A 23,521-nucleotide genomic window follows, 5' to 3' on the forward strand; every position below is an offset into this window, starting at 1 on the left:
GGGAATAATTTTGACGGACAATCTACAGACCCCAGCACGCTGGAGCGCAGTCTTTGCATTGACGCTTTGTGTTTCCACGCTGATCGCATCGGAATTCATGCCGGTCAGCCTGCTCACGCCGATCGCGAATGACCTGCACCTTTCCGAAGGATTGGCTGGTCAGGCTATCGCCGTTTCCGGCCTGCTCGCGGTAATCACCAGTCTGTTGATTGCGCGCACCAGTGCCGGAATTGATCGGCGACATCTGATGCTTGGCCTCGTGCTGGCCATGCTGCTGTCTGGCGTTATGGTGGCCTTTGCGCCGAACGCGATGGTCTTCATGATAGGGCGGGCGCTTGTTGGCGTGGTGATCGGCGGGTTCTGGTCCATGTCGACCGCAACGGTCATGCGGCTGGTGCCTGCTTCCGACGTGCCGCGCGCGCTTGCCCTGCTCAACGGCGGCAATGCACTTGCAACGACGATTGCGGCACCGCTGGGCAGCTTTCTTGGCCAGTTCATCGGCTGGCGATGGGCGTTTTTCATGGTCGTCCCGCTCGCTGCATTGACCTTTGCATGGCAGTGGCTGACCTTGCCCGCGATGCCATCGGATCGCCATGCTCCGGCACCGCACGCTGTAGCATTGTTAAGGCGGACGGAAGTGCTGCGCGGGATGGCCGCAGTGGCATTGCTGTTTGCCGGGCAATTCGCAGTGTTCACCTATTTTCGGCCCTATCTCGAACAACAGGTCCACGTCAGCGTTTCCATCCTTTCCACCATTCTGCTGGGCATGGGTCTAGCAGGCGTGGTCGGCAACGCGCTGATCGGGCGGCTGGTGGTCCGCAGCCTGTCGCTTGCCCTCATTGCGCCACCGCTGGTTCTTGCGCTGATCGCTTCGCTGCTCGTTGTCGGGAATGCGTCGGCGTGGACCGCAGCAGCGCTGCTTGCATGCTGGGGCCTGATAGGAACGCCTGCGCCTGTGGTCTGGTGGACCTGGATGGCGCGCACGCTGCCAGACGATGCCGAGGCAGGTGGCGGGCTGATGGTGGCGGTTATCCAGTTTGCCATTACTGCGGGTGCAGGTCTTGGCGGCCTGCTGTTCGATGGCGTGGGCTACCGGGCTGCGTTTCTTGGTGGTGCGCTGTTGCTGGTAGGCTCAGCACTTCTCGGTGCGCTGAATGCCAAGGTTGCTGCCCAACAGATAAGGTAAGGCGATCAGTTTACGCGCGCCTGAGTTGGTCTTCCATTCAGAGTCGGTCTGAACCCCGCCGGGTTTGCCGGAGGCTCCAACCCCTGAGAAGGTGGAGCCTATATTAGCAAGACAACGAACACGTTTGCGCCGGAGGTCCGCCATCATTCCTTGGCCAAAATAGATGCAGCCTTCTCTGCCGCGATTGCACCAGAATTACGCGCGGCACAAAAGGAGTCTTTGCAAGCCGTGGCCTGAACCAAACCAGAAGTTCCAGAAAATGCTATGGTGCGGACGGCGGGACTCGAACCCGCACGATCAAGGATCAAGGGATTTTAAGTCCCCGGCGTCTACCATTCCGCCACGTCCGCAAGGCTCGCGAGGCGATAGTTGCCCGCGTGCCATTCGCGCCTGCCACAGCACAAAGGGCGCCGCAACGCCAAGGTTGCCGCGCCCTCCGGGTTTTGCAGGAAATATCTGCGATCAGTCGGCGTTAAGCCGGTGCCGCATTTCCTTTCCTGCCTTGAAATAGGGAACCCGCTTGCCCGGCACATCCACCGTTTCACCGGTGCGTGGGTTGCGGCCCTTGCGGGAATCACGTTCCCTGGTGGAAAACGCCCCAAAACCGCGCAGTTCAACCCGGCCACCGTCAGCCAGTCGCTTTGCAATCTCGTCAAAGAAGACGTCGACCACCCGTTCAATTTCCTCGCTGCGCATTCCGGGGCTCTCTTTCGAGAGAGCTTGCAGCAGCTCCGACCTTATCATGCGTTAACCCTCCGCCTGATGCCTTTTGCAGGCACCCCCCTTGTTTACGATCCCGATGTCCAAACCCCCGTAAGGACATCGGGATCGATCCTGCCACGCAGCAGTCACTAATACAATTGTTTCATTTAGGGCAGTCGGGGCAAAAAATGCACCAAATCAGGCCTTTTCCGTCAGATCCGCAATTGTCAGCCCCAACAGACGCATTCGTGCAGCCAGCGCCGGCCATTCATCACGCAGAAAAGATTCCCGTTCGCGCCGACGCAAATTGCCAACGGCTCCCGGCGATACGAACATGCCGATGCCCCGCTGCACGGTAACCAACCCCTCATCCTGGAACTGCTGATAGGCCTTTGCCACGGTCAGCGGATTGGCCCCCTGCTCTGCCGCAAAGGCGCGCACCGACGGCAACATGGCCCCTTCGGCATAGCGGCCATCAAGAATGCCCGTGCAGATTTCATCGCGCAAACGCAGGTAAACCGGGCGAGTCTGACTGGTCATGGGTGATGCAGTGCCATAATACAGCGAGACGCACAACTGTCACCGCCCCCCTCTAGGCTGAAGTGACGTCGACTGGTTGCGAATGAAAATAGTTTCTTGCCATCGTCACCAATCGCGGTAAGGCGGAATGGCTGCGCAGGAGAGGCGCGCATTCCCCGCAATCAGACAAAAGACGAGAACGCCCGCTCGTATGGCCAGCAACGATATGAACGTAACCACTCCGGTCGCAGGCACGCAAAGTGCATATGGAGAATGGTTTGGTCACCCGGCGCAATTGAAGCGCCTGTTCACCACCGAAATGTGGGAACGCTTCGGCTATTACGGGATGCGGGCGATCCTGACGCTCTATCTCGCCAAGCACTTTCTGTTCAATGACGCCACCAGCACCGGCATCTACGGCGGGTTCACCGCGCTGGTCTATCTTACCCCGCTGATCGGCGGGCTGATCGCGGATCGCTATCTTGGCTCCAAACGCTCGGTAAAGTTTGGCGCGATCCTGATGGCACTGGGCTATTTCATGCTGTGCTTCGGTGGCGAGGCGGCAAAGCCCTATGCCCTGATCGAAGGCCAGCGCTATGAGGTGAGCGTAACGCAGACCAACGGCGCTGAAGTCCGCTCGATCGAAATGGGTGGCCAGCGTCTCGAAATTGTCGGCAACGATGACAAGTCGGTATCACTGAAAGCCGCCGATGGCACCGAAGCAAAGCGTGTGGCGCCCGGCGGGTTTGAATCCGACGGCGAGCGTTCACCCTTCCACATCGCCATCCTGCTGGTCGGCCTGTCGGTCGTCACGGTGGGCAACGGCTTCTTCAAACCGAACATTTCCACCATTGTCGGCACGCTCTATGCTGATGGTGACAGGCGGCGTGATGCGGGCTTCACCGTGTTCTACATGGGAATCAACCTCGGCTCGCTGATCTCGCAATTCTTCTGCCCGATTCTGGCCGAAGCGGTGGGTTGGTGGGCAGGCTTTGGTCTTGCTGCCCTTGGCATGACGTTCTCGTGGCTGCTGTTCCAGTTCGACGGTGGCCGGCTTGATGGCTATGGCGAGCGCCCCGCTGGAGCCGATCCGCGCAAGGACTGGTTGATCTATGGCGCGGCGCTGGTTTGCGTGCCGCTGTTCTGGCTGCTGTTCATGAACCTCATGGCCTATATTCCCCCGGCAGCGGGCGAAGGTCTTGTCGGCTATTTCCTTGGTCTGCCGATCATGGGCAAGCTGATGTTCGGCACTTTCCTGCTGGCGGTTCCCGGCATTCTGCTGTGGGCGCTGGCAGCGGGCAACCGCGTCGAATTCCAGATGATGCTGGCAGCCATGGTGCTGATCGTGTTCAACACCGTGTTCTGGACGCTGTTTGAACAGGCTGGCTCCTCGCTCACTCTCTTTGCCGAACGCAACACCCAGCTTGAAGTGGGCTGGACACGCCCGCTTTTTGCCATGTTCCGTGAAATGCCTTCCAGTTACTACCTGTTCTTTGCCTTGCTGCTGGGTGCTTTGGGCTGGGCGCTTTCATGGTTCTTCGGCCAAGGCGAAACTGCGCCAGCGAAGCGCAAGATCGCGCTGGGCTTCGCCGTCGTGATGGTCGCGGGCTTTGGTGGCATGGTCTATGCCCGGATGCAGGGCTTTGGCAGTGATCCGGTCTATGTCATGCCCGCAGGCCAGACGCAGATCTTCAACGCACTGTTTATCGTCACGCTGGCGCCGCTGTTCAGCGCGATGTGGAACGCAATGGCGCGACGCGGCGTGGAACCCACCATTCCAGTGAAGTTCTCGATTGCCCTTATGGGGGTTGGCGGCGGCTTCCTGCTGCTGGTCTGGGGTGCGCAATTTGCCGACAGCCAGTTCAAGGTAGGCCTGTTCTGGCTGGCAGGCCTGTATTTCATTCATTCAATGGCCGAACTGTGCATTTCGCCGGTTGGACTGTCGATGATTACCAAGCTTTCGATGGCCCGGATCGTCGGCATGATGATGGGGGTGTGGTTCCTGTCCATCGCCGTTGCCCAATACGTGGCAGGCATGGTGGCACAGATTGCCAGCGTTGAAACCGTCGGCGGTCAGGTCACCAACCTCAAGGTCAGCCTCGATACTTATGTTGGCGTGTTCACCACCATTGGCTGGATCTCGGTGGGGATCGGGATTGTGCTGCTCGTCATAGCGGTCCCGCTCAAACGGCTTATGCATGGCGTGACCTGAAATCGAGGATAACCGATGCCAATGCCCTCACAGACAATTGTCTGCCAGCATTGCCTCATATAAGCCAATTCGACGAGAAGATGCTGGCAAAGGCATCGACATAACGGTTCAGGGACGATGAAAAGACAAGAATGGGGAACGCCATGACCGTTTCGCTTGTGCTGGTGGTTTGCGCGTTTCTGCTTACCCATTTCCTGATGTCGGGGCCGCTGCGCAAAACGCTGATCGGCACGCTGGGCGAACAGGGCTTTCTCCTGCTTTATTCGCTGGTTTCCATCTGCCTGCTCGGCGCAGCCATCGTGCTGTTCGCCCGCTCACCGGCAGAACATCTGCTGTGGGATGGCACCCATCCTGTGGCATGGGCGCTGGCCAGCGTGCTAACCGTTCTAGGCACCGGCCTGTTCCTACCATCATTTCAGCGCAACCCTGCGCTGCCCGGCGTCAAGGCGGCGGGGCTTGCCACGGTGATCCCATCTGGCGTTTATACCATCACCCGCCATCCGATGATGTGGGCGATCACGCTGTGGTCGCTCGGTCATATCATCGTAGCGCCATCGTTGCGGACACTGATTCTGCTGGGCGGGATGATAGTGCTGGCGCTGGTCGGCTCTCATCTGCAGGACAAGCGGAAGGTTGCGGGCAACACACGCGAATTCGGCCCTTGGCAACGCCGCACCAGCTTCTGGCCCCAACTACAGAACCTGGGCAAGCTCAAGCTGACCTGGCTTACCGCGCTGTTGATCTGGTTCCTTGTCACCATGATCCACTGGGAACTTTACAGCATTCCCGCTGGCCTGTGGATGTGGCTGGTCTAAAAACCTTTTAGCAAAAGGCGCGGCCCGTCAGGCCCGCGCCTCGCTTACCCCTGCACTGTTGTGGCGTAGGGCCTTCAGCACCGTATCGACAATCTGCGGGGCATTCAGGCCCGCTTCGTCATACTGCTTGTCGGGCGAATCATGGTCCTGAAACACATCGGGCAGGCGCATGGTGCGGATCTTCAAGCCCGCATCGGTCAGGCCTTCGTCGCTCGCCATGGTCAGCACATGCGCGCCAAGCCCGCCGATCGATCCTTCCTCCACCGTCACGATTACCTCGTGCGTGGCCATCAACTGACGGATCAAAGCCTCGTCCAGCGGCTTGGCAAAACGCAGGTCGGCAACGGTAGTTGGCAGGCCCTTTGCTTCAAGCTGGTCCGCCGCCTTCAGCGCCTCTGCCAGACGTGTGCCCAGCGACATCAGCGCAACTTTGCTGCCCTGCCGAACGATCCGGCCCTTGCCGATCTCCAGCCGCTCTGGCACCGCAGGCAGTGCAACCCCAGTGCCATTTCCGCGAGGATAGCGGAAGGCAATTGGCCCGCTGTCGTGGCAGGCCGCAGTATAGGTCATGTGGACCAGTTCGGCTTCATCCGCTGCGGCCATCACAACCATGTTGGGCAGCGTGGCCAGATAGGTGACGTCGAATGATCCTGCATGGGTCGCCCCATCGGCCCCCACCAATCCGGCCCGGTCAATGGCAAAGCGCACCGGCAAATTCTGGATCGCAACGTCATGCACCACCTGGTCAAAGGCGCGTTGCAGGAACGTCGAATAGATCGCGCAGAACGGGCGCATACCTTCGGCGGCAAGACCCGCGGCGAATGTCACCGCGTGCTGTTCGGCAATGCCCACGTCAAACGTGCGGTCAGGGTGTGCCTTGGCGAACTTGTCGATACCGGTCCCGCCGGGCATCGCCGCCGTAATTGCGCAGATCGTCGGATCACTCTCGGCCAGCGTGGCCAGCGTTTCTCCGAACACGTTCTGATAGGCAGGGGCCGTAGCCTGTGCCTTGACCTGTTCACCGGTAATCACGTCAAACTTCTGCACGCCGTGATACTTGTCTGCCGCGGCTTCAGCCGGACCATAGCCCTTGCCCTTCTGCGTCACCACATGGATCAGGCACGGCCCTTCGGCAGCATCGCGCACGTTTTCGAGCACGGGGATAAGTTGTTCGATATTGTGGCCGTCAATCGGCCCGACATAGTAAAAGCCCAGTTCTTCAAACAGGGTGCCGCCCATGGCCATGCCACGCGCGAATTCATCGGTCTTGCGTGCTGCTTCGTGCAACGGCCGAGGCAGTTTGCGTGACAAACGCCGGGCAATATCGCGAAGGCCCAGAAACGGCCGCGACGAAACCAGCCGCGCCAGATAGGCCGACAACCCGCCTACCGGCGGTGCGATCGACATGTCGTTGTCATTCAGAATCACGATCAGCCGGTTGCCGGCGGCTTGCGCGTTGTTCATCGCCTCATAGGCCATGCCAGCGCTCATCGCGCCGTCGCCGATCACGGCAATGCCTTTGCCTGCACGGCCAGACAGCTTGTTGGCAACGGCAAAGCCCAGTGCGGCAGAAATCGAGGTCGACGAATGGGCGGTGCCAAACGGGTCGTATTCGCTTTCGCTTCGCTTGGTGAAGCCTGAAAGCCCCCCGCCCTGCCGCAGCGTGCGGATACGGTCGCGCCTGCCGGTCAGAATCTTGTGCGGATAGGCCTGATGGCCCACATCCCACACCAGTTTGTCGTCCGGCGTGTTGAACACATAATGGATGGCCACGGTCAGTTCGACCACGCCAAGCCCCGATCCCAGATGCCCGCCCGTGGTGCCCACGGCAGAAATCATCTCGGCCCGCAGTTCATCCGCCAGCTGGCGAAGCTGCGTTGGCGCAAGCTTGCGAAGATCGTCGGGGGTCTTGACCGTGTCTAGCAACGGCGTTGCCGGTTCTGCACTCATCCCATCGCCCTTACACGCATGAATCGGCGGTGTCGAACAGGTTCCGCCTGCGCGGACAGGATCACGCCCCACCCTGCCCCAAAGTGCGGCTTTTCATCGCGCGCGGCGCGCTTTCCGGCAGGATCAGCGCCGAAACGATCAGCAAAATTGCCGCAGCGACAAAGGCATAGCCGGGTGCGGCCAGATTTCCGGTGCGGCTGATATGCTGCGTCAGCACTACGGGCGTCAGACCAAAGGTCAGCGCCACAATCACCCCATAGCCGATGCCTACCAGCCCGGCCCGGTGCCGCTTGGGCGTGGTTTCCACAAATGCGGCATAGGCCACCGCTGCCGAAATCGTCGCCATCAGCAACAACAGCGCAGCGGCAATTGCCAGTTGGCCCAGCGTGCCTCCGGCAACGCCCCAGCGAAACAGAGGTAAGGACACTATTGCCGCCACCACGGCCATGGTCAGGTTCACCCGTCGCCGTCCCAGGCGATCCCCCAACCAGCCGCCCAGCACCAGCCCGACAATCTGCGTCGCGGCCGCTGCCATCTGCAACAGATAGCCATTGGTCACCGGGATTTTCAGAAACGTCACCGCATAGACGAACAGGAAATCGCCCACCGCGCCGGCCAGCAGGAACCCGGCCACACCCAGCAACGCTGCTGCATAGGCCCGCAAGTTCAATTGGGTCACCACATGCGGTCCCGCTTCAGGCAGATGCAGCGTTTCATCCAAGCGGCGGCGCAGCATAAGGGCCAGCGGCACGATGCCCGCGCCGATGGCAAAGGCAATCCGCCAGCCAAAGCTGTCCAGTTGCGCCGGAGTCAGCACGCTGGCCAGCGTCAGCCCAACAAGACCGCTGACCAGAACCCCGATTCGCATCGCAACCAACTGCAACGCAATCAGCATCCCGCGTCGTTCAGGTGGGGCACTTTCGGCCAGAAACGCAGTCGTGGGTCCGACATCGCCGCCTGCCGCCAACCCCTGCAACAAACGGAAAATAACCACCATCACCGGTGCTGTCACACCAATTGCGGCATAATCTGGTGTCAACGCCAGCCCCAGCGCGCTTATCCCCATCAGCGCAAACGTCGCCAACATGGTTGGTCTGCGTCCGATTCGGTCGCCCAGCAGGCCGAACAGCACAGCGCCCAGCGGTCTTGCGCCAAACCCGGCCCCCGCCGTCATCAATGTCAGAAGTAATGCGCTTTGCGGGGCCTGCGCGGGAAACATTACGCGCGCCACGTTCACAGCAAAGAAGCTGAAGCTCAAGAAGTCATAGAATTCCAGCGCGTTGCCGGAAATGACTGCCAGAAACTGGCGCTTCGTGGGCAAATGTTGCGGTGCGCCTTTTGTCAGTTCCATGTCGCCCTCCCCCAAGAGCAATTGCGTTCAGTCCCCCGTCGCGCAATCGGCGCAGTGCCCGCGCAATTCCACAACCGGGCGCACTTCGGCAAAGCCCGCGGCCTGTGCTGCTTGCCGCAAAGATCCGGTCAACCTGTCGTCATCGATATGCACGGCCTTGCCGCACAAGTCGCAGATCAGGAAAATGCAGTCATGCCGACAGCCTGGATGGCTGTTGGCGACATAAGCGTTGGCACTTTCCACCCGGCGCGCCAGATTGGTGCGAACAAACAGGTCGAGAATGCGATAGACCGAATTGGCGGCGACCCGCCTGCCCCGCCGTGCACCCACGCTTTCCGCCACGTCATAGGCCGATGCCGGTCGATCCCGGTCGGCCAGGGCCTCGAACACATCGGCGCGCATATCAGTCCACTGTTCGCCCGCGCTAACCAGGGCCTCGCGCGCGGCTTCACGCAGCTTTTCGCCTGCGAAATCGTGATGATGGTGGTGACCTGCCATGAATCGTAGATAGGCACAGCCAGTCCGATGCGCAAATCAGTTCCGTGTGAACATCGGTTTGTAAAGATCGGGGAACATCCGCTTCAACGCGTTAACCTTGGGCTGATCCCACCGCCGGATATAGCCGTGGTCGGGGTTATTCACCATGAAGTCCTGATGATACCCTTCAGCCGGGTAGAATACCTTATATGGTTCCACTGCCGTCACGATCGGCTTTTTCCACAGGTCCAACCGCTTCAACTGCGCCAGATATCCAGCGGCCACGCGAACCTGTTCCTTGTCCATCGGCACCAGCGCATTGCGATATTGCGTGCCATGGTCCGGTCCCTGATAGTTCAGTTGAGTGGGATCGGTGATCACTGCGAAAAAAACGCGCAGCAACTGGTCATAGCGGATCTTTGCCGGGTCATACGTTACCCGCACCGCTTCGGCATGGCCGGTCCGGCCTTCGCCTACCACGTCATAGGTCGCGTCTTTTTTCGCGCCGCCGTGGTATCCTGAAACCACGCTAGTCACGCCCTTCAGATGACTGAACACACCCTCAACGCCCCAGAAACACCCCCCAGCGAAGATTGCAACCTTCTTTCCGGGCGTTTCCTGCGCCTTCACCGCTGCTTCAGGCGTAGCCATGACGCTTTCGGCTTGGGCGGCCTGCGGAACACAAACGGCAATCCCCACCGCAAGCATGGCGGCAAGGACCGGGGCGCGCATCTTAGCGCGCAACCTGTTCGGTAGTGTCAGCCGATGCCCACGCCGTCGCGCCGACGGACATAGCCATACCAGCTGCACCGATCAGGAAACCGAATGCCAGCGAACGGAAAAAGTCAGGCTTGAACAGGCCCATGATCGTGCTTTCAAAAATCCATTGTGATCGTCGGGACCATGCATTGCCGCAATTGCCTTAACGTGCAGTGACGCCATGCACAGGGAATTGTTCATGTGGATGGCCATTCCGCGAACCGTTTCGCACGTGCGGTAAAGCGTTGGCGATCAATCTCGCAACGTCACCCACACTGGCGCATGGTCGCTTGCCTTTTCACGGCCACGATATTCCTTGTCGACGCCTGCCGCCACCAGCCGGTCGGCCAGTTCAGGCGAAAGTAGGGCATGGTCGATGCGGAAACCGTGATCACGCTGCCACGCCCCCGCCTGATAATCCCAGAACGTCCACACCCCGCCCTGTGGGTTGAGCATGTCAATCGCATCGGTCCACCCATCATTCAGCAGGCGGCGATAGGCATCACGCGATTCGGGCTGCATCAGCGCGTCATCGGCCATGGCCTTGACCGAATACGTGTCCTTGTCCTCGGGAATCACGTTATAGTCACCGATCACCACAGCCGGCACTTCTTGTGCAGAAATCTGCGCCATGCGCGTGCGCAGCCGGTCCATCCATCGCAGCTTGTAATCGAATTTCAGCCCCGGCTGCGGATTGCCGTTGGGAAGATAGATGCACACCACGCGAATGCCGAACACGTCTGCTTCCAGATAGCGCGAATGCTCGTCCTCTGGCTCACCCGCGAGGCCGCGCTGTACTTCAACTGGTGCCTGACCATCAGCCAGAATCGCCACGCCGTTGAAGCCCTTCTGACCGTGCCAGATCGCGTGATAGCCGATCTTCTCGAACTCAGCCGCAGGAAAGCCTTCGTCCTGCGTCTTGATTTCCTGAAGACAGGCAACTGATGGCCGCGTTTCTTCCAGCCATTCCAACAGACGCGGTAGACGCGCCTTGATGCCGTTGATGTTGAAGCTGGCAATCTTGAGAGTCATTTATGTGGCAATCCTGTAGTGACAGGCCTGTATTGGCATGATTGCGTGTGGCACCAGCCCACTCCCCCGCGCGGCCACCCACGGGAGGATACAATGGTTGGCCGGGCGGGGGAGTGGGTTGGTGCAGGGCAGGCGGCGCGAAGCATCGCCGGACCAGCCGTCAAATGGCAAAGCTGGATCCGCAGCCGCAGCCCGATGCTGCCTGTGGATTGCTGACCTTGAACGCCGCGCCGCCCAGCGATTCGACATATTCCACCATGCTGCCTTCCAGCAGGCCCAGGCTGACCGAATCGACCAGCAGTCGCACCCCGTCGGTTTCGGCCACAGTGTCATCATCTTCTGGCGCATCGGCCAGGCCGAACTTGTATTGAAAGCCCGAACAGCCCCCGCCTTCTACCGAAAGGCGCAGAATGGCAGGTTTGCCCTGCTTGTCCGCAATTGCGGCAACACGCGCGGCAGCACTGGGAGCGAGAGTGATCTGGGTGTCCGACATGTCCCCAAGATAGGCGTGCCTGCGCACAACCTCAATGCCGCGCTTTACCGGTTTCGCTCATCTTCCAGCCGATCCTCGATGGATTCATCGTGGCCCGTACCACTGGACAGGAACACCAGCCCCATCAGTGCCGCTGTCAACATGATGGTCAGACCCACGCCCAGCACCGTAGCGATATAGAAGTGGATCGAGATGAAGCCGATCAGTGCATAGAGCCCGGCGCAGATCACCGCCACGACCAGCACGGTCAAACCGGCCATCCATTTCATCAGCCGCCGGTATCGCGACCATGCAAAGGCGGCGTTTTCAGGATCATCAAGGGGGGATTTGCCAGCCATGCTGAATGTCCTTTGTCCCTGTAACATGATGCTGGCAATCCCTTTGACAATAGCCGCCAAGATGGCATCATCGTGTTGGGAGACTGTGGCCCGCAAGACGCCCAAGAGAACAGGCACAATCGCCGGTCATGCGCGCCGCCACTGAACGGAGGATGCCATGACGATTGCACAAGTCATTGCCGGACGCGGCGAGGTGTGGAGCTGCAACGCCGACAATAACGTGTCCGACGCCATCGACATGCTGGCCAGCCATCGCATCGGGGCGCTGCCAGTCACCGACGGGCAAAGCTCGGTCGCCGGTATCTTCTCTGAACGCGATGTGATCCGCTGCCTGCACAAGCACGGCGATGCCGCCCTGCACATGAAAGTGCGCGACATGATGACCGCGCCTGTAGTCACCATCACCCCGCAAACCACCGTGCTCGAAGCGCTGGCCCTAATGACCCAACGCCGCTTCCGCCACCTGCCTGTGGTCGAAAACGGCCAGATGGTCGCCTTCGTCTCAATCGGCGATCTGGTGAAACACCGCATCGACAAGATCGAAGCCGAAGCCGACGCCATGCGCGTCTATATCCAGCAGGCATAACGGAATGTGGGTTAACCCACATTCGCAGCCACCAGCATGTTAAGGTCGGCTTCTGGCCGCGCGCCATAGTGCGAGATCACTTCCGCCGCGCAGATTGCGCCCAGCGTCAGGCAGTCTTCCAGCGGGCGACCACGCACATGACCGAACAGGAAACCGGCGGCGAACAGGTCGCCCGCGCCGGTTGTGTCAACCACCTTGTCAATCGGCTGAGCAGGGACGTGGGCATGCTCGCCTCCGCTTACCGCATGGGCGCCGTGTTCGCTGCGCGTCACGACCACCGTCGGCACATTGGCGGCAAGCTGCATCAGTCCGGCCTGAAAATCGTCCAGCCCGGTCAATGCGGCCAATTCGTGTTCGTTGGCGAACAGGATGTCGATCTGACCATCGGCAATCAGCGCGCGAAAATCATCGCCGTGGCGTGAAATCACGAAAGCATCGGACAGGGTAAAGGCCACCTTGCGCCCGGCATTACGCGCTGCGGCAATCGCCCGGCGCATGGCCTTGCGCGGCTCTTCTGGATCCCACAAATAGCCTTCCAGATAGAGCACGCTGGCCGCAGCGATCGCGTTTTCGTCCAGCGCTTGTGCAGGCAGGAATTGCGATGCGCCAAGGAAGGTGTTCATCGTGCGCTGGCCATCTGGCGTCACGAAAATCAGGCAGCGAGCCGTTGGCGGATCGCCCGCACGCGCGGCAGTATCGAACGCGATACCGCCGGCACGAATGTCATGGGCAAAAACTTCGCCCAACTGGTCATCCGCCACCTGCCCGATGAAGGCACACTTTGCGCCCAACGCGGCAAGGCCCGCCAACGTGTTCGCCGCAGATCCGCCCGAAATCTCGCGCGCTGGTCCCATCGCATCGTAAAGTTCTTTGGCGCGCGCAGTATCAACCAACGTCATTCCGCCCTTGGCCAATCCCAGCGCGGCGATTTCGACGTCCTCGCACGGGGCCATGACATCGACGATGGCGTTGCCGATGGCGATGACGTCATAGATCGGATCGGGCATGCGGGAACGGCTCCATGGATATAGGGCGGGCAGGGGATTTGGCCGGGGCCTAGCCGCTTCGCGCCACAGCGGCAAGCATCACCGCAGCAAGCGCCACACCGCACCGGGCCTGCGCCAGACCGTGCCTACAGGCGTTGACCCCGCGACCGCGCCGCTGCATCGCTGAAGGCGTGACCAGACTGCTCTCAACCCCGTTCATCGTTCTTGCCACACTTGCGCTTGCCGCCTGCGGCGGAGGCAGCGGCGGCAAGACCGCAGCCGTGCGTTCAACACCCAAAGTACCTGTCCGCACCACCGTTCCGCGCCCAGCGCCCGCAGTGCGCCCATCGGTGCAGGTGCAGATGGTGCCGGGTCTTGAAGGCGTGATCGGTGCCGATGCACTGCAACTGGGCCGCGTGTTCGGCAAACCCCGGCTTGACGTGATCGAAGATGACGCGCGCAAAATGCAGTGGACCGGCTCTGCCTGCATTCTCGACGTCTATCTCTACCCGCAAGTCGGCAGCAATCGTGCAGCCGCCACATATGTCGATGCCCGGCGCGGGGATGGCCGCGAAGTGGACCGCGTGGCATGCGTCGCCGCGCTCAGGAAGGGACCGTAACCGCGCAATCGAGCGCCGCTGGAAGCGTGGCCCACGGTGCGAACGGCGCCGTGCCTTTTGCCACATCTGCCAGACTATAGCGGTCAAGCACTGCCATAAACGCGGCCAGCGCTTCAGCCAGCACGGTGCTTAAACCACAATCGGCACGCAGGGCGCAGGTAGCGCAATCAGCCAGCCGCATCCCTCGCTCCAGCTTGCGCACAACGTCGCCCACGCAAATCTCGGTTGCTGGGCGCGCGAGCGCTATGCCGCCACTGCGCCCACGCTGCGACGTAGCGAACCCTTCATGCACCAGCGCCTGCGCCACTTTGGCAACGTGGTGATAGCTCAAGCCCTGTTCGGCTGAAAACACAGGCAAGCTAATCGCGCCATCCCTGCGCGCCAGCACAATCAGCAGGCGCAGGCCAAAATCAGTGTGCTGGGTCAATTGCATCGCAAATGCATGTCAGATTTCGCTTGCTGAAATCAAGTAAAACAAATACCGGTATTTTCAATACCACATTTGGAGAGATCCCATGCGCACCGCTTCCAAACAGGCAAAAGCCATCGTCAAGGCTACCGCTCCTGCAATTGAAAAGCATGGGGTAGCCATCACCACCGCCATGTATGCCCGCCTGTTCCAGAACTCCGAAGTGAAGGCCATGTTCGACCAAGCCGCGCAGGAAAGCGGTGAACAGCCTCGCCGTCTTGCCGGTGCAATTCTTGCCTATGCCAAGAACATCGACAAGCTTGAGAACCTTGGTTCGGCCGTCACCGCGTATGGTGCAGCGCCACGTCGAAACCGGGGTGAAGGCGGAACACTACCCCTATGTCGCAGAAGCGCTTCTGCCCGCCATCCGCGATGTATTGGGGGCCGATATCGCCACAGACGAAGTGCTGGGAGCATGGGGCGAAGCCTATTGGATGCTGGCCGATATCCTGATCGCTGCTGAACAGGAAGCCTACGCCGCAGCGGCCTGATCTGCAGACGATAGCGGGCCTGCCGCCGGGAAGGCGATGGCAGGCCCGTTTTTTCGTTCAATCTTCCGCTGCGAAGGCGATATCGGCGTGGGCGCGCAACCGCGCCACCAGCGCTTCACCCAGAACCCCGCCGGGTGTGCCGATGACGCCCGCCGCCGTGCTCGACAGCAGGGCAATACCGGTTTCGGCAATCATCCGGCTGGTCGATCCATAGCCCGGATCGTATTTGCCCTTCACGCCATAGCGCAGCACCTGCCCATCCGGCATTTCGCCCAAGAACAGCACATCGTAAAAGCCCGTCTCGCGCTCTTCCTTTGACGGCCCTTCGCCCGGTTGCGGATCGTCGGCACGGCCAATGGGCGGATTGGCCGCCACATATTCCGCCGCCGCGCGGCCCGCATCGCCTGGCCCGGTCAGCACCATTTCGTCATAGGTGAAATCGGTGCCCCACGGATGGCCCAGCAGGGCATTGGTGCGGTGGACGTTCTTGGTGTTGATTGCCGCCATGATGAACGGCGCCTCCCAGCTTCCCAGCGCTTCATCATACTGTGCTTTATCGCCCGCGGGCTGCGCCGGACCTTCGAAGCCCGGCGTCAGGCAGAACGGGCTGGCCATCAGCGGGATCAGCGCAGGCTCTTTGCCCAGCGCGGCCAGCGTCGCCTTCAAACTGGCCGCCGTGCCGCCCGAAACACCGCCTTTGAATGCGCGCATCCGTCCTTTCACGCGCGGGGCAGGGCGGCCAAACCGGGACACCGCCTCTTTCTGCAACATCAGCACACCCAGATCGAAGGGGATCGAATCGAACCCGCTGGAAAAACAGATGCGTGCGCCCGTCCGGTTGGCGTCATCGCCGTATTTGTCGATCATCTGGCGCATCCACACCGGTTCACCGCACAAATCGGCATAGTCGGTTCCCGCCGCGACGCAGGCCGCGAGCACCGGTTCACCATAAAGCTGATACGGCCCAACCGTGGTCACCACCACGCGAGCCTGTGCCGCCATCGCGGCAAGAGTGGCCGGATCATCACTGTCGGCCACAATCAGCGGTGTGTTCTTGGGTGCATCGATCAGCGCGCGCACTTCAGCCAGTTTTGCCGCGCTGCGTCCCGCCATCGCCCAGCGTGGGCCTTCCTGCCCATAATGCCGTGCCAGATATTCGGCCACCAGCCGCCCGGTGAACCCCGTCGCCCCGTAAACGACAATGTCGTAAGGCCGCTCCTGCTTGTCCATCACCCTCTCCGCACCGTTTTGTTATGGTGCGAAGCTTGGCAAACGCGGTGACAATTGCAACCAGATTTAAGCGGCGGGTTAAGTTGAGCGCCTCACAACCTTGGCAATGTCACCCCGCGCTGACCCATGTATTTGCCCGCCCGGTCGGCATAGCTGACTTCGCAAGGTTCATTGCCTTGCAGGAACAGGAACTGGCACGCGCCCTCGTTGGCATAGATCTTGGCGGGCAGGGGGGTAGTATTCGAAAACTCCAGCGTAACATGGCCTTCCCAGCCCGGTTCCAGCGGTGTCACGTTCACGATGATGCCGCAGCGGGCATAAGTGCTCTTGCCAAGGCAGATCACCAGCACATCGCGCGGCACACGGAAATATTCGACCGTGCGGGCCAGCGCGAACGAATTGGGCGGGATCACACAGACATCGGTGTGGCGGTCCACAAGGCTAGCCCCGTCAAAATTCTTGGGGTCCACCACGGCGGAATCGACATTGGTGAAAATCTTGAATTCAGGGGCCACTCGCGCGTCATAGCCATAGGACGACAGGCCATAGCTGATGCAGCCATCCCGCTTCTGGCTCTCGACGAAAGGCTCGATCATCCCTTCATTCAGGGCCTTTTCGCGAATCCACTTGTCGGAAAGAATGGCCAAGTCAGGCTCCCTTGAAAATTATCGCTCAGGCCAGATTTGCTGGGCCGAAGGCGTTGGGCAATAGCACCGAAAGCGGCATTTCCACCACCTCATTGGCACCCACGCACAATACCAATGGATCGGTCCTGCCAAGCCCCGCCAGTTCGTTCAGCACCTGTCGGCATCGGCCGCAAGGGCTGATCGCAGCATCCACCGCACCATCTTTGCCGCCCAACACCGCCACCGCCAGCAATCCGCCGCGCCGCCCGGCATGGGCCGCGATCGAACAGGCCACGGTTTCGGCGCACAGCGAAAGACCATAGCTGGCATTCTCGAAATTCGCGCCCGTGATGATCGCGCCATCATCGAACAATAGCGCCGCACCCACATGAAACCCGGAATAGGGCGCATAGGCCGTGTCCATCGCCCCGCGCGCCGCAGCAATCAGCGCCACACGCTTTTGGGCCAAAACCTCGTTCATGGCTGCACCACCACCCAGTACACGGGCCCCGCCACACCATCCAACCGCAAGCGGTCGCTTGCCGTCCACATCACCCAGGGGCGCCCGGCATACGTGGGTTCGATAAAGTCCTGCGTTACCCAGATATTGCGGTCGATCAGCGCGGCCAGATGGTATTCCTTCTCAAGCGCGCGTGAAATCATCAGGATCACCGGCTTTTCCGCGTGCTTTTCCACCTGGTTGAGGAACGTGGTCAACTCGCTCTGCATCTGCGCTTCGCCCGGAACTTCTGGGCAGGTGCGCGACGATACGTCCAGCACGATGGCAGGCGGCAGCAGATCCTTGTCACGCGGAACCACCGTCACGAAATTCGCCGCCTGCGCGTCCGCCGGGGCGCACAGATCGTAAACATGCACTGCGCCGACCTGCATCCCGCGTGCGCGCGCTGAATCCAGCCCATCGCTGAACGAAGCGTCGCGGACCGACGTGCCTTCGCTAGCGGTCAGATAGGCAAAATCGGCCCCCTCCGCACGCACCATGCGCCAATCCACCGTACCGTCATCATCGCTCAACCACACGCCCTGAACCGGATAGCTTTCCCGCGCAGGCATCCATATCTGCGCCTTCCACCATGCCAGACCTGCGCCAATCAGCACGATCAGAAGCAATACCGCCAGCAGCCGCCTGCGGCCCTTGTTCTGTTTTCTCGCCATGATGTGAAGAATCGCGTCCCGGTTTGGTTTCAGCCCCTGATATGCAGCACGCAGATCAGGGTAAAGAGCCGCCGCGCCGTGGCGAAATCGGTGTCGATCTTGCCCTCCAGCCTTTCAAGCAGCATTTCCGCAGCATTGTTGTGAACGCCGCGCCGCGCCATGTCGATTGTCTCGATTTCGGTGGCAGTCGCCTTGCGGATCGCCTGATAATAGCTGTCGCAGATCGCAAAATATTCGCGGATCGGCCGACGAAACCGACCTAGCCCCAGAATCACCGTTTCCAGCAGGTTTTCATCCTCGCCCGAAACCGCCAGCGCCAGTCTTCCGTCGTCCACCGCCAGCCGCAGCCGATACGGCCCTTCGTGTCCCGCTTCAAATGCACGCAACGGCTTGAACGTATTCTCTTCGATCAGATCGAAAATAGCGATGCGCCGCTCCTGCTCGATATCGGCATTGCGCCAGATGATCGTCGCTTCGTCCAGCTCGATATGCGAGATACGCGGGTCGCCCATGGGGCACTCTGTCTTGCAGACACAGGCAACCGGGGCAAGGCTTTTGCCCAAACACTCCCCGCTATCCACAACCCCCGACAATTGCCGTGCGGGGCGCGGTGGGGCACAATGCACCCCATGTCCGCCAGCGAAGCCATTCTCACCCGCGAACCATCAGAGATTCGCGCTCTCCCCTCCAACGTCGAGGCGGAAGCCGCTTTTCTGGGCGCGGTCCTGATCGACAACCGCATTCTCGAAGAACTGCAGACCCCGTTAAAACCCGAACATTTCTTTGCTGCCGTGCATGGCCGCGTATTCGAACGCATCCACACCCTGATCGACCGCAAGGCCGTGGTCACCCCGGTCACGCTAAGGCCCTACTTCGAAACCGATGAGGGGTTGAAGGAGCTGGGCGGCGTTGCCTATCTCGCTCGCCTGACATCGGACGGGCAAGGCCTGCTCAACCCGCGCGAACTGGCCGAACAGATCTATGACCTCGCCCTGCTGCGCGAACTGATCTCGGTCGGCCGCAATCTGGTCGAAGGCGCGCTTGATACCAGCGATTCGGTTGCCCCGCTGGAACAAGTCGAAAAGGCAGAAGCCGCGCTCTATGCCGTGGCCGAAGGCGCACAGACCGGCAGTGAAGCGCAAAGCTTTGCGCAGGCCACCCGCGCCTCGCTGGAAATGATCGAAAAGGCGCTGCTTTCAGGCGGTCACATTTCGGGCAAGACCACTGGTCTTACCTCGGTCAACGAAAAGATCGGCGGGCTGCACGATTCGGACCTTATCATTCTGGCCGGGCGTCCCGGGATGGGCAAAACCTCGCTCGTCACAAACATCGCTTTCAACGCGGCTGACCGGCTGCGCCGCGATATGGCCGACGGCATCGCACTGAAAGATTCGGTCGGCGCGGGTGTCGCTTTCTTTAGTCTGGAAATGAGCGCGGACCAGCTTGCCACACGTATCCTGGCCGAACAGTCAGGCATCAGTTCCGAAGCGCTGCGCATGGGCCGCATCAGCCGCGAGGATTTTCAACAACTGTCGTTTGCCAGCCAGCGTCTGGCCGAACTGCCGCTCTATATCGACGATACCCCCGCGCTCACCATCGGATCATTGCGCGCCCGCGCCCGCCGGTTGAAGCGTCGCCACGATATCGGCCTTATCATCGTCGACTATCTTCAGCTCCTTCAGGGTTCAGGCCGCAGCGACAACCGCGTCAACGAAATTTCCGAAATTTCGCGTGGCCTCAAGACGTTGGCCAAGGAACTCGCCGTCCCGGTGATCGCCCTGTCACAGCTTTCGCGTGCGGTGGAACAACGCGACGACAAGCGCCCGATGTTGTCTGACCTTCGCGAATCAGGCTCGATCGAACAGGACGCCGACATGGTGTGGTTTGTGTTCCGCGAAGACTATTACGTCGCGGCCAAGGAACCAAAAGTGCCACAGGGCAACGACGACGCCAAAGTGCAGGAAGCCCACGCCGCATGGCAGGCCGAAATGGAACGGGTCTATGGTCTTGCCGAACTGATCGTGGCCAAACAGCGCCACGGCTCCACCGGCAAAGTCCGCATGCGCTTCGAAGCCCGAATCACTCGCTTCTCCGACCTTGCGCCCGATGACATGCGCGCCAGCTATGGCGGGGATGATGAGTAAAGTGGTCACCCCCACGAATCCTTGACTTTTCCACACCCCCGGCCTAGCTGCCGGTCTTTCCGTCCTTTTCAGTTATCGGAGTGCCCTGATGGCGCGCGTTACCGTCGAAGATTGCGTCGACAAGGTTCCCAACCGTTTCGATCTCGTTCTGCTTGCTGCAGAACGCGCCCGCGCGATTTCTGGCGGTGCCGAACTCACCGTTGATCGCGACCGTGACAAGAACCCCGTCGTGGCGCTGCGTGAAATCGCCGAAGAAACGGTGCGCCCCACCGTGCTCAAGGAAAACCTGATCCAGTCGCTGCAACGCGTGCTGCCTGATGACGATGATGAAGTCGATGAAATCGGCTCGCTGTCGCAGTCCGCCGAAGCACTGCGCATCACCGCCGCAGCCCCGGTGCGCAACACCTCGCTCGGCGCTGATTACGACGGATAATTCTCTCGTAATCAAACCTTATCAAAAAGCCCCCGGCCACAAACCGGGGGTTTTTGTATCAGGTGTTCTGCAACTGCTCGGCCATCTGCTGCCAAACCTTGTTGATTGCTTTCAACGGCCGCACCATGACCTTGAAGTCAACGATGCGCCCTTCCAGATCGAAGCGGATCAGATCGATCCCGTTGACCTTGATTCCATCCATCTCGCACTCGAATTCAAGACAGGCTTCCGGCCCGTCCACCAGTTCGCGGATGTAGCGGAAGGTACCATTGCCAAACACCTGCCCCGCAGCGGTCAGATACATCAGCACTTTCTCGCGGCCCTCTTGCGGCGTGTGAACCACGGGCGAATGGAACACCGCGTCCTCGGCAATCAGTTCATCCAGCAGCGCCGGATCGCTGCCCAGCATATAGCGGTGCCATGCTGCCAGACCCAGTTTCATCGCCAATCTCCCACGGTTTTCTGTTACTTGATGGGGCAGGGCGGGGCACGCCAGCATTGATCCGGCGCAACCTGCCTCGTTTCAACCCAGATTCTGCGCAAAAAAGTCCCGCGTCCGCCGGTCTGCCAGCGCTGCGCCCTGCTCATCCCGGCGGCTGCCCATCTCGGCGGCAAAGCCATGGTCCAGCCCATCGTAATCGAACAGCGTCACCTTGGGATGTGGATCTAGCGCGGCATGAATCGCCGCTTGCGCTTCTGGCCCAACAAAGTGGTCCGCCGTCGGAATATGCAGCATCAATGGGTTGGCTATGGCGTGCGCTTCATTCAGCATCTGGTCGATCATCACGCCATAATATCCGACGCTTGCGTCTACATCTGTCCGCGTCGCCGCCATATAGGCCATTCGCCCGCCCAGACAGAAACCTACCAACCCCACCTTGGCGATACCTTCATACCCGCGCAGGAACCTGATTGCCGCTTCGATATCCTTCACGCCCTTGTCCGGGTCATATTGTCCGAAATATCCCAGCGCTTCCTGAAACTGTTCGGGCACATCCGAATCAAGCTGCACGCCCGCCGCGAACCGCCAGAAGATGTCGGGCGCCAGCGCCATATATCCCAGATCGGCCCACGCCTTGCACTTGTGGCGAATGCCGGGGTTCACCCCGAAGATTTCGGGCACCACGATGATCGCGGCGCGGATTGGCCCATCTGGCGTGGCCAGAAATCCCGGAATTTCGCCTTCGCCATCCAGCGCGGCAAAAGTGATCTGCTCACCCATCGCAAGTTTGTCCTGTCATTTGTGATCGTTGGTCGAAAGCCATGTTGGCCCCACCCATGGACTTTGCCAAGCACGCATGACACTCTCGTCATCCAGCGGGGAAGGATAAACCCATGAAAGTAACTATGGAAGTTGATTGCACCCCGGAAGAAGCCCGACGCTTCCTGGGCCTGCCCGATGTGTCAAAGGCGAACGACGTCTATGTCGACAACATCGCCAAGGCCATGCAGGGGGTTACCAGCCTCGATCAATTGCAGGGCTTTGCCAAGCAGATTGCCCCGATGGGTGAAATCGGCCTGAAGCTGTTCCAGAACTTCATGGAACAAGGTGCGATGGCCGGCATGGGTGGCAGCAAAAAGCCAAAGGCCTGACGAACCGCGCCTGATCGTGTAGGGCAACCTGCGTGACTGACACGATCTTTGCCCTGTCCTCCGGCCAGCCTCCTGCCGGTATCGCCGTTATCCGCATCAGCGGACCAGATGCCGCCGCCGCGCTTACTGTAATGGCCGGAAAGCTTCCCACGCCGCGCCGCGCCAGCCTCGCCACTTTGGCCGATCCGGCTGACGGTACCCACCTTGATCGTACCATGGTCTTATGGCTGCCGGGACCGGGTACGGCCACGGGCGAAGACAGCGCCGAATTGCACCTGCACGGCGGCCGCGCCGTGGTCGCCGCTGTCGAAGCCGCGCTGGCCCGCTTACCCGGCTTGCGCCGTGCCCAACCGGGGGAGTTCACGCGCCGCGCCTTCGCCAATGGCCGCATAGATCTGGCCGAAGCCGAGGGTCTGGCCGATCTGCTATCAGCAGAAACCGAACTGCAACGCCGCGCCGCGCTTGCCATGGCAGAAGGCGCGTTGTCGCGTCAGGTCGATCACTGGCGCAACGCCTTGCTCTCGCTTTCCGCCGCAATCGAAGCCGCGCTCGATTTTTCAGATGAAGACGATGTGGAGGAAGGGGAGTCGCACCTGCCCGCCGACTTCAACCCGACCTGCACCACGCTTGTCATCAGCTTGGACAAGTGGCTGCTTCGCCCGCGTGCCGAACCATTGAAAGAAGGCTTCCGCGTCGTTTTGGCAGGTCCACCCAACGCCGGAAAATCCACGCTGTTCAATGCGCTGGTCGAAACCGAAGCCGCCATCACCGCGGCTGAGCCTGGCACCACACGCGATGTCCTCACCCATGCAGTTGCCATCGAAGGCGTACCCTTCACCTTTGTCGACACCGCAGGCCTGCGCAACGAAGGTGCAGGCGAAATCGAACGCATCGGCATTGCCCGCGCCCGCGCGGCTGCAGAACGCGCCGACCTGATCCTCTGGCTCGGCCCGGAAGGGGAGGGACCGCAAGACCGCCCGCTATGGGAAGTTTCCGCACGCGCGGACGATCCGGCTGCATCACACAAATCATCGGCAGCGCATCATCTTTCCGCGCAGACCGGCCAAGGCATGGCAGACCTGCGCAGGGCACTGATCGCCCACGCACGCGACGCTCTGCCAGCGCCCGGTGACGCGGCCCTTAACCAGCGCCAGCATAGGCTGCTATCCAACGTAGCAGATTCTCTTCGCCTCGCCCAAATCGAACAAGACCCACTTCTCGCCGCCGAAAACCTGCGCCTTGCCCGCCGCGCGCTCGACGCGCTGGTTGGCCGCACGAGTACCGAAGACATGCTTGACACCCTGTTCGGTCGCTTCTGTATCGGCAAGTGAATGGT

Annotated in this window: 28 protein-coding genes, 1 tRNA gene and 1 pseudogene; 10 read left to right on the forward strand and 20 right to left on the reverse strand. The window is 60.7% G+C overall.

Going from position 1 to position 23,521, the window contains the following annotated elements; genetic code table 11:
• Positions 1 to 10 precede the first annotated feature (10 nt).
• The gene (locus OVA07_RS04600; protein WP_268170294.1) at positions 11 to 1,186 is read left to right on the forward strand and encodes an MFS transporter; all 1,176 of its coding nucleotides are present in this window, start codon (positions 11 to 13) and stop codon (positions 1,184 to 1,186) included.
• 265 nt (positions 1,187 to 1,451) lie between these two features.
• Here OVA07_RS04600 and OVA07_RS04605 read toward each other — a convergent pair.
• The 3 genes from OVA07_RS04605 to OVA07_RS04615 all read right to left on the reverse strand — a co-directional run bounded on the left by OVA07_RS04605 (position 1,452) and on the right by OVA07_RS04615 (position 2,428).
• Positions 1,452 to 1,536 (reverse strand) — tRNA-Leu (locus OVA07_RS04605).
• A gap of 112 nt (positions 1,537 to 1,648) precedes the next feature.
• The gene (locus OVA07_RS04610) at positions 1,649 to 1,930 is read right to left on the reverse strand and encodes an integration host factor subunit beta (protein ID WP_268170295.1); all 282 of its coding nucleotides are present in this window, start codon (positions 1,928 to 1,930) and stop codon (positions 1,649 to 1,651) included.
• 156 nt (positions 1,931 to 2,086) lie between these two features.
• A complete protein-coding gene (locus tag OVA07_RS04615; protein ID WP_268170296.1) occupies positions 2,087 to 2,428 on the reverse strand; it encodes a GntR family transcriptional regulator in 342 nt (113 codons plus the stop codon).
• 190 nt (positions 2,429 to 2,618) lie between these two features.
• On the opposite strand from OVA07_RS04615, the gene OVA07_RS04620 reads away from it, so the two are divergent.
• Both OVA07_RS04620 and OVA07_RS04625 read left to right on the forward strand, forming a co-directional pair.
• A complete protein-coding gene (locus OVA07_RS04620; RefSeq protein ID WP_442789614.1) occupies positions 2,619 to 4,619 on the forward strand; it encodes a peptide MFS transporter in 2,001 nt (666 codons plus the stop codon).
• A 143-nt stretch (positions 4,620 to 4,762) separates the two neighbouring features.
• Positions 4,763 to 5,434, forward strand: a complete 672-nt coding sequence (locus tag OVA07_RS04625) for an NnrU family protein (RefSeq protein ID WP_268170297.1) — start codon at positions 4,763 to 4,765, stop codon at positions 5,432 to 5,434.
• A 27-nt stretch (positions 5,435 to 5,461) separates the two neighbouring features.
• Here the strand turns inward: OVA07_RS04625 and dxs are convergent, their stop codons facing one another.
• The 8 genes from dxs to OVA07_RS04665 form a co-directional block, all read right to left on the reverse strand.
• Positions 5,462 to 7,384 (reverse strand): 1-deoxy-D-xylulose-5-phosphate synthase, encoded by a 1,923-nt coding sequence (gene dxs / locus OVA07_RS04630; protein WP_268170298.1) that lies wholly within the window; start codon positions 7,382 to 7,384, stop codon positions 5,462 to 5,464.
• 61 nt (positions 7,385 to 7,445) lie between these two features.
• The gene (locus tag OVA07_RS04635) at positions 7,446 to 8,735 is read right to left on the reverse strand and encodes an MFS transporter (RefSeq protein WP_268170299.1); all 1,290 of its coding nucleotides are present in this window, start codon (positions 8,733 to 8,735) and stop codon (positions 7,446 to 7,448) included.
• Positions 8,736 to 8,762: 27 nt separating this feature from the next.
• Complete coding sequence (locus OVA07_RS04640) at positions 8,763 to 9,233, reverse strand: Fur family transcriptional regulator (RefSeq protein ID WP_268170300.1); 471 nt, start codon at positions 9,231 to 9,233, stop codon at positions 8,763 to 8,765.
• A 36-nt stretch (positions 9,234 to 9,269) separates the two neighbouring features.
• Positions 9,270 to 9,944 carry a peptide-methionine (S)-S-oxide reductase MsrA gene (msrA, locus tag OVA07_RS04645; protein WP_268170302.1) on the reverse strand — a complete coding sequence of 225 codons (675 nt, stop codon included), beginning with the start codon at positions 9,942 to 9,944 and terminating at the stop codon, positions 9,270 to 9,272.
• 1 nt (position 9,945) lies between these two features.
• A complete protein-coding gene (locus OVA07_RS04650; RefSeq protein ID WP_268170303.1) occupies positions 9,946 to 10,077 on the reverse strand; it encodes a hypothetical protein in 132 nt (43 codons plus the stop codon).
• Positions 10,078 to 10,223: 146 nt separating this feature from the next.
• Complete coding sequence (gene xth / locus OVA07_RS04655; RefSeq protein ID WP_268170304.1) at positions 10,224 to 11,003, reverse strand: exodeoxyribonuclease III; 780 nt, start codon at positions 11,001 to 11,003, stop codon at positions 10,224 to 10,226.
• Positions 11,004 to 11,163: 160 nt separating this feature from the next.
• Positions 11,164 to 11,496 carry a HesB/IscA family protein gene (locus tag OVA07_RS04660; protein WP_268170305.1) on the reverse strand — a complete coding sequence of 111 codons (333 nt, stop codon included), beginning with the start codon at positions 11,494 to 11,496 and terminating at the stop codon, positions 11,164 to 11,166.
• Between the two features lie 44 nt (positions 11,497 to 11,540).
• Positions 11,541 to 11,834 (reverse strand): hypothetical protein, encoded by a 294-nt coding sequence (locus OVA07_RS04665; RefSeq protein ID WP_268170306.1) that lies wholly within the window; start codon positions 11,832 to 11,834, stop codon positions 11,541 to 11,543.
• Between the two features lie 157 nt (positions 11,835 to 11,991).
• On the opposite strand from OVA07_RS04665, the gene OVA07_RS04670 reads away from it, so the two are divergent.
• The gene (locus tag OVA07_RS04670; protein WP_268170307.1) at positions 11,992 to 12,420 is read left to right on the forward strand and encodes a CBS domain-containing protein; all 429 of its coding nucleotides are present in this window, start codon (positions 11,992 to 11,994) and stop codon (positions 12,418 to 12,420) included.
• Positions 12,421 to 12,431: 11 nt separating this feature from the next.
• Here OVA07_RS04670 and OVA07_RS04675 read toward each other — a convergent pair whose 3' ends face one another.
• Positions 12,432 to 13,427: an adenosine kinase gene (locus OVA07_RS04675; RefSeq protein WP_268170308.1), complete on the reverse strand. Its 996-nt coding sequence runs from the start codon at positions 13,425 to 13,427 to the stop codon at positions 12,432 to 12,434.
• 170 nt (positions 13,428 to 13,597) lie between these two features.
• On the opposite strand from OVA07_RS04675, the gene OVA07_RS04680 reads away from it, so the two are divergent.
• The gene (locus tag OVA07_RS04680) at positions 13,598 to 14,026 is read left to right on the forward strand and encodes a hypothetical protein (protein ID WP_268170310.1); all 429 of its coding nucleotides are present in this window, start codon (positions 13,598 to 13,600) and stop codon (positions 14,024 to 14,026) included.
• Here OVA07_RS04680 and OVA07_RS04685 read toward each other — a convergent pair.
• Positions 14,010 to 14,453: an RrF2 family transcriptional regulator gene (locus tag OVA07_RS04685; protein WP_268170311.1), complete on the reverse strand. Its 444-nt coding sequence runs from the start codon at positions 14,451 to 14,453 to the stop codon at positions 14,010 to 14,012. The two genes, OVA07_RS04680 and OVA07_RS04685, sit on opposite strands and share 17 nt — an antisense overlap.
• Positions 14,454 to 14,541: 88 nt before the next feature.
• Between OVA07_RS04685 and OVA07_RS04690 the strand changes: the two are divergent.
• Positions 14,542 to 14,986, forward strand: a pseudogene (locus OVA07_RS04690) (globin domain-containing protein).
• 57 nt (positions 14,987 to 15,043) lie between these two features.
• On the opposite strand, the gene OVA07_RS04695 reads toward OVA07_RS04690, so the two are convergent.
• The 5 genes from OVA07_RS04695 to OVA07_RS04715 all read right to left on the reverse strand — a co-directional run bounded on the left by OVA07_RS04695 (position 15,044) and on the right by OVA07_RS04715 (position 18,527).
• Positions 15,044 to 16,216, reverse strand: coding sequence for a saccharopine dehydrogenase family protein (locus OVA07_RS04695; RefSeq protein WP_268170312.1), 1,173 nt, complete (start codon positions 16,214 to 16,216; stop codon positions 15,044 to 15,046).
• A 92-nt stretch (positions 16,217 to 16,308) separates the two neighbouring features.
• Positions 16,309 to 16,863 (reverse strand): dCTP deaminase, encoded by a 555-nt coding sequence (gene dcd, locus OVA07_RS04700; protein WP_268170313.1) that lies wholly within the window; start codon positions 16,861 to 16,863, stop codon positions 16,309 to 16,311.
• A gap of 25 nt (positions 16,864 to 16,888) precedes the next feature.
• Positions 16,889 to 17,323, reverse strand: coding sequence for a cytidine deaminase (locus tag OVA07_RS04705; protein WP_268170315.1), 435 nt, complete (start codon positions 17,321 to 17,323; stop codon positions 16,889 to 16,891).
• Entirely contained in the window at positions 17,320 to 18,015 is a 696-nt protein-coding gene (locus OVA07_RS04710; protein ID WP_268170316.1) for a glycoside hydrolase family 25 protein, read from the reverse strand. The genes OVA07_RS04705 and OVA07_RS04710 overlap by 4 nt, the downstream gene beginning before the upstream one ends.
• A gap of 29 nt (positions 18,016 to 18,044) precedes the next feature.
• On the reverse strand, positions 18,045 to 18,527 hold the full coding sequence (locus OVA07_RS04715) for a UPF0262 family protein (RefSeq protein ID WP_268170317.1): 483 nt from the start codon (positions 18,525 to 18,527) through the stop codon (positions 18,045 to 18,047).
• A 117-nt stretch (positions 18,528 to 18,644) separates the two neighbouring features.
• Between OVA07_RS04715 and OVA07_RS04720 the strand changes: the two genes are divergently transcribed.
• Positions 18,645 to 20,159 (forward strand): replicative DNA helicase, encoded by a 1,515-nt coding sequence (locus tag OVA07_RS04720; protein WP_268170318.1) that lies wholly within the window; start codon positions 18,645 to 18,647, stop codon positions 20,157 to 20,159.
• An 88-nt stretch (positions 20,160 to 20,247) separates the two neighbouring features.
• Positions 20,248 to 20,592 (forward strand): DNA-directed RNA polymerase subunit omega, encoded by a 345-nt coding sequence (gene rpoZ / locus OVA07_RS04725; RefSeq protein WP_268170319.1) that lies wholly within the window; start codon positions 20,248 to 20,250, stop codon positions 20,590 to 20,592.
• Positions 20,593 to 20,650: 58 nt separating this feature from the next.
• Here rpoZ and OVA07_RS04730 read toward each other — a convergent pair whose 3' ends face one another.
• Together OVA07_RS04730 and OVA07_RS04735 are read right to left on the reverse strand one after the other, a co-directional pair.
• Positions 20,651 to 21,034 carry a nuclear transport factor 2 family protein gene (locus OVA07_RS04730; protein ID WP_268170320.1) on the reverse strand — a complete coding sequence of 128 codons (384 nt, stop codon included), beginning with the start codon at positions 21,032 to 21,034 and terminating at the stop codon, positions 20,651 to 20,653.
• A gap of 81 nt (positions 21,035 to 21,115) precedes the next feature.
• Positions 21,116 to 21,814: a dienelactone hydrolase family protein gene (locus tag OVA07_RS04735; protein ID WP_268170321.1), complete on the reverse strand. Its 699-nt coding sequence runs from the start codon at positions 21,812 to 21,814 to the stop codon at positions 21,116 to 21,118.
• Positions 21,815 to 21,927: 113 nt separating this feature from the next.
• Between OVA07_RS04735 and OVA07_RS04740 the strand changes: the two genes are divergently transcribed.
• Complete coding sequence (locus tag OVA07_RS04740; protein ID WP_268170322.1) at positions 21,928 to 22,185, forward strand: DUF6489 family protein; 258 nt, start codon at positions 21,928 to 21,930, stop codon at positions 22,183 to 22,185.
• Between the two features lie 32 nt (positions 22,186 to 22,217).
• A complete protein-coding gene (gene mnmE / locus OVA07_RS04745) occupies positions 22,218 to 23,516 on the forward strand; it encodes a tRNA uridine-5-carboxymethylaminomethyl(34) synthesis GTPase MnmE (protein ID WP_268170323.1) in 1,299 nt (432 codons plus the stop codon).
• Positions 23,517 to 23,521: the final 5 nt, after the last annotated feature.

This window comes from Novosphingobium sp. SL115 (assembly GCF_026672515.1).
Lineage (GTDB): Bacteria > Pseudomonadota > Alphaproteobacteria > Sphingomonadales > Sphingomonadaceae > Novosphingobium.

Coding starts and splice junctions, on each gene's coding strand:
- rpoZ (WP_268170319.1), top strand. CDS start 20,248: ATGGCGCGCGTTACCGTCGAAGATTGCGTCGACAAGGTTCCCAACCGT.
- OVA07_RS04670 (WP_268170307.1), top strand. CDS start 11,992: ATGACGATTGCACAAGTCATTGCCGGACGCGGCGAGGTGTGGAGCTGC.
- OVA07_RS04610 (WP_268170295.1), bottom strand. CDS start 1,930: ATGATAAGGTCGGAGCTGCTGCAAGCTCTCTCGAAAGAGAGCCCCGGA.
- OVA07_RS04730 (WP_268170320.1), bottom strand. CDS start 21,034: ATGAAACTGGGTCTGGCAGCATGGCACCGCTATATGCTGGGCAGCGAT.
- OVA07_RS04650 (WP_268170303.1), bottom strand. CDS start 10,077: ATGGGCCTGTTCAAGCCTGACTTTTTCCGTTCGCTGGCATTCGGTTTC.
- OVA07_RS04695 (WP_268170312.1), bottom strand. CDS start 16,216: ATGGACAAGCAGGAGCGGCCTTACGACATTGTCGTTTACGGGGCGACG.
- OVA07_RS04660 (WP_268170305.1), bottom strand. CDS start 11,496: ATGTCGGACACCCAGATCACTCTCGCTCCCAGTGCTGCCGCGCGTGTT.
- OVA07_RS04720 (WP_268170318.1), top strand. CDS start 18,645: ATGTCCGCCAGCGAAGCCATTCTCACCCGCGAACCATCAGAGATTCGC.
- OVA07_RS04620 (WP_442789614.1), top strand. CDS start 2,619: ATGGCCAGCAACGATATGAACGTAACCACTCCGGTCGCAGGCACGCAA.
- OVA07_RS04615 (WP_268170296.1), bottom strand. CDS start 2,428: ATGACCAGTCAGACTCGCCCGGTTTACCTGCGTTTGCGCGATGAAATC.
- OVA07_RS04705 (WP_268170315.1), bottom strand. CDS start 17,323: ATGAACGAGGTTTTGGCCCAAAAGCGTGTGGCGCTGATTGCTGCGGCG.
- OVA07_RS04625 (WP_268170297.1), top strand. CDS start 4,763: ATGACCGTTTCGCTTGTGCTGGTGGTTTGCGCGTTTCTGCTTACCCAT.
- OVA07_RS04710 (WP_268170316.1), bottom strand. CDS start 18,015: ATGGCGAGAAAACAGAACAAGGGCCGCAGGCGGCTGCTGGCGGTATTG.
- OVA07_RS04715 (WP_268170317.1), bottom strand. CDS start 18,527: ATGGGCGACCCGCGTATCTCGCATATCGAGCTGGACGAAGCGACGATC.
- xth (WP_268170304.1), bottom strand. CDS start 11,003: ATGACTCTCAAGATTGCCAGCTTCAACATCAACGGCATCAAGGCGCGT.
- OVA07_RS04740 (WP_268170322.1), top strand. CDS start 21,928: ATGAAAGTAACTATGGAAGTTGATTGCACCCCGGAAGAAGCCCGACGC.
- OVA07_RS04665 (WP_268170306.1), bottom strand. CDS start 11,834: ATGGCTGGCAAATCCCCCCTTGATGATCCTGAAAACGCCGCCTTTGCA.
- OVA07_RS04635 (WP_268170299.1), bottom strand. CDS start 8,735: ATGGAACTGACAAAAGGCGCACCGCAACATTTGCCCACGAAGCGCCAG.
- OVA07_RS04675 (WP_268170308.1), bottom strand. CDS start 13,427: ATGCCCGATCCGATCTATGACGTCATCGCCATCGGCAACGCCATCGTC.
- msrA (WP_268170302.1), bottom strand. CDS start 9,944: ATGCGCGCCCCGGTCCTTGCCGCCATGCTTGCGGTGGGGATTGCCGTT.
- dxs (WP_268170298.1), bottom strand. CDS start 7,384: ATGAGTGCAGAACCGGCAACGCCGTTGCTAGACACGGTCAAGACCCCC.
- OVA07_RS04735 (WP_268170321.1), bottom strand. CDS start 21,814: ATGGGTGAGCAGATCACTTTTGCCGCGCTGGATGGCGAAGGCGAAATT.
- OVA07_RS04640 (WP_268170300.1), bottom strand. CDS start 9,233: ATGGCAGGTCACCACCATCATCACGATTTCGCAGGCGAAAAGCTGCGT.